4 protein-coding genes are annotated in these 3,641 nt (G+C 65.0%); 3 read left to right on the forward strand and 1 reads right to left on the reverse strand.

Going from position 1 to position 3,641, the window contains the following annotated elements:
• On the reverse strand, positions 1-374 hold a 374-nt coding region (locus RMO04_RS05515), incomplete at its 3' end, for an alpha-ketoglutarate-dependent dioxygenase AlkB (RefSeq protein ID WP_309643790.1).
• Positions 375-411: 37 nt separating this feature from the next.
• On the opposite strand from RMO04_RS05515, the gene RMO04_RS05520 reads away from it, so the two are divergent.
• The 3 genes from RMO04_RS05520 to RMO04_RS05530 all read left to right on the forward strand — a co-directional run.
• Positions 412-894 carry a hypothetical protein gene (locus RMO04_RS05520; RefSeq protein ID WP_309643791.1) on the forward strand — a complete coding sequence of 161 codons (483 nt, stop codon included), beginning with the start codon at positions 412-414 and terminating at the stop codon, positions 892-894.
• 175 nt (positions 895-1,069) lie between these two features.
• On the forward strand, positions 1,070-2,983 hold the full coding sequence (gene dnaK / locus RMO04_RS05525; RefSeq protein ID WP_309643792.1) for a molecular chaperone DnaK: 1,914 nt from the start codon (positions 1,070-1,072) through the stop codon (positions 2,981-2,983).
• Between the two features lie 155 nt (positions 2,984-3,138).
• On the forward strand, positions 3,139-3,641 hold a 503-nt coding region (locus RMO04_RS05530; protein ID WP_309643793.1), incomplete at its 3' end, for a DnaJ domain-containing protein.

Raw genomic sequence — 3,641 nt, forward strand, 5'->3', positions numbered from 1 at the left:
TCGGCCTCGTCGCGGTCCTGGTGCAGGCTCATCCGGGCGTCCGCGTCGTAGAAATTGACCAGGCAGGCGTCGGGTGGAACCTCTGGATCGGCCAGCTCCGCCCACAGGTCGAGCAGGATTTGCGGAATGTCCGGCCACGGCGCCCCAGTCGTCGGGTGCCGCGACTCGTAGCGGTAGCCCGACAGGTCGGTCGTCCAGCCCAGCGTTCCGAAACTGGTCATGGCCACGCTCATCGGCTTGCCGCCCGGCGTGACCTGGCGAACGAAAGGCGCGACGGCGACCCGGTCCGTCACCGCGGTCAACAGGTCCTGCTGGGCGGCCAGGTCCAGGGCGCCCGGCAGGAAGCGAAAACCGGTGGTCGAAGCGGGGCTCATCAGGGTCCATATAGGCGCTATGGACGGCATATCGCGCATGAAGCCGATGAGATGGCGAGCGCTCACCCAGGGGGAGCGGCGGCTTTCGGCCGAGGTTTTCGGCGCGACCCTGGACCTGGACCGCATCCGGGTGTTCAGCCTGCCGTTCTGGACCCGGCCGTTCGTGCCCAACGGCTGGCTGGTCGTGTGGCCGGCCGCCGGCGCCTATGCCGACTTTTCCCTCGCCCCCCTGTGGATCCGCTCGGTGCTGGTCCATGAGCTGGTCCATGCCTGGCAGGCCCAGTGCGGGGTCAATCTGCCCCTGGCCAAACTTCGCTGCGGCGACGGTCCGTCCGCCTACGCTTATGATCCGACCGACGGTCGGGAATTTTCGGCGCTGAATATCGAACAGCAGGCCATGGTCGTGCAGCACGCCTACCTGGTGGATCGGGGGGCCGCCGCGCCATATCCCGCGCCAGCTTATGCAAGGATTTTAGAAGCTTGGCCGAACAGGGATCGATCAAGACCCCGAAATTTCTAGGGTCATTCGCCCTTGCGGGGGACGTAAGCGATCCCATATCGCGACTCGACGCCGGTTTCCCCGTGGGTTAACCGGCCGAGCCCTTATTCGAACCGGGGACGTCTAGAACATCGGGGTGCTTCAACCGAAGGCCCTCTAGACGGCGTCCGCCATTCAGGAGCGAGCAAGACTCGATATGAGCAAGATCATCGGCATCGACCTCGGCACGACCAATTCGTGCGTGGCCATCATGGACGGCAAAACGCCCAAAGTGATCGAGAACGCCGAAGGCGTACGCACCACCCCCTCGGTGGTGGCCTTCCTGGAGGACGGGGAACGCCTCGTCGGCCAACCGGCCAAACGCCAGGCTGTGACCAATCCTTCGAACACCCTGTTCGCCATCAAGCGCCTCATCGGCCGCAACTATGGCGATCCGGTTGTCGAAAAAGACAAGCACATGGTGCCCTATGACATCGTCAAGGGACCCACGGGCGACGCCTGGGTGAAGGCCCAGGGCAAGGACTATTCGCCTCAGCAGGTCTCGGCTTTCATCCTTCAGAAGATGAAGGAAGCCGCCGAGCAGCACCTGGGCGAAAAGGTCGAGAAGGCCGTCATCACGGTCCCCGCCTACTTCAACGACGCCCAGCGCCAGGCCACCAAGGACGCGGGCAAGATCGCGGGCCTGGAAGTCCTGCGCATCATCAACGAACCCACCGCCGCGGCGCTCGCCTACGGGCTTGAGAAGAACGACGGCAAGAAGATCGTCGTCTACGACCTGGGCGGCGGCACCTTCGACGTCTCGATCCTGGAGATCGGCGACGGCGTCTTCGAGGTGAAGTCGACCAACGGCGACACCTTCCTGGGCGGCGAAGACTTCGACATGCGGATCGTCGACTACCTGGCCGACGAGTTCAAAAAGGAAACCAGCGTCGACCTGCGCAAGGACAAGCTGGCCCTGCAGCGCCTGAAGGAAGAAGGCGAGAAGGCCAAGAAGGAACTGTCCTTCACGCCTCAGTACGAGGTGAACCTGCCCTTCATCTCCATGAACGCCTCGGGTCCGCTGCACCTCAACATCAAGCTGTCGCGCTCCAAGCTCGAAGCCCTGGTGGAAGACCTGATCGTGCGCACCGTCGGCCCCTGCGAGCAGGCGCTGAAGGATGCGGGCCTCAAGAAGTCGGACATCGACGAAGTGATCCTGGTCGGCGGCATGACCCGCATGCCCAAGGTCGTGGAGACGGTGAAGGAGTTCTTCGGCCGTGAACCCCACACCGGCGTGAACCCGGACGAGGTCGTGGCGCTGGGCGCCGCGGTCAAGGCCGGGGTTCTGCAAGGCGACGTGAAGGACGTGCTGCTGCTGGACGTGACCCCGCTCACCCTGGGCATCGAAACCCTGGGCGGCGTGTTCACCCCGCTGATCGAACGCAACACCACCATCCCGACCAAGCGCAGCCAGACCTTCTCGACCGCCGACGACAACCAGTCGGCCGTGACGATCCGGGTGTTCCAGGGCGAGCGGCCGATGGCGGCCGACAACAAGATGCTGGGCCAGTTCGACCTGGTCGGCATTCCGCCCGCGCCGCGCGGCGTGCCGCAGGTCGAGGTCACCTTCGACATCGACGCGAACGGCATCGTCAACGTCTCGGCCCGCGACAAGGCGACCTCGAAAGAGCAGTCGATCCGCATCCAGGCCAATGGCGGGCTGTCGGACGCCGACATCGACAAGATGGTCAAGGAAGCCGAGTCCAACAAAGCCGAGGACGAGAAGCGCAAGGCCCTGGTGGAAGCCAAGAACCAGGCCGAGGCGGTGATCCACTCGACCGAGAAGGCGCTGGCCGAGCATGGTGACAAGGTCGGCGCTCCCGAGAAGGAAGCCATCGAGACTGCGCTCGCCGACCTGAAGACGGCCCGCGAAGGCGAAGACGCCGAAGCGATCGCCGCCAAGACCCAGACCCTGATCCAGGCTTCCATGAAGCTGGGTGAGGCCATGTACGCCGCCCAGCAGGGCGGTCCGGCCGATGATCAACCGGACGCCTCGAACGGCGGCGACGACGTTGTCGACGCGGAGTTCGAGGAAGTCGGCGACGACGACGACCAGAAGAAATCGGCGTGACGTTTCGCCCCATGGGCGCTTTCCGCAAGCCTTGCGAGAAGGCGCCCATGAGGCGTCCGTCCCCTTGCGCGCGGGGCAGGTTGGAACAGTCCTTGCAGCGGCGCTCGCGCTCACCCACCTCAGTTTCTCAGATCAATTTGAACGCCTGACATAAGATGCGGGATTATTACGAAATCCTGGGCGTGGACCGGGCCGCCGACGATGCGGCCCTGAAGTCGTCCTTCCGTAAGCTGGCCATGGAACACCACCCGGACCGCAATGGCGGTTGCGAGGAGGCTGAGGGCCGGTTCAAGGAAATCAACGAGGCCTATTCGGTCCTCTCCGACCCGCAGAAGCGCGCGGCCTATGACCGGTTCGGCCATGCCGGCGTCAATGGCGCGAACGGCGGCGGCGGCAACGGCCAGTTCCACGACGTGAACGACATCTTCAACGAGGTGTTCGGCGACGTCTTCGGCGACATGTTCGGCGGCCGCGGCCGCCAGCGCAGCGGCCCCGCCCGCGGCCAGGACCTGCGCTACGATCTGGAGATCACCCTGGAGCAGGCCTATGCCGGCTCCGAGGTCGAGATCACCGTGCCGGCCTCCATCACCTGCGAGACCTGCGAGGGCTCGGGCGCCAAGCCCGGCACCAGCCCCACGGTCTGCGGAAGCTGCGGCGG

The organism is Phenylobacterium sp. (assembly GCF_031412415.1).
Classification (GTDB): Bacteria; Pseudomonadota; Alphaproteobacteria; order Caulobacterales; family Caulobacteraceae; genus Phenylobacterium.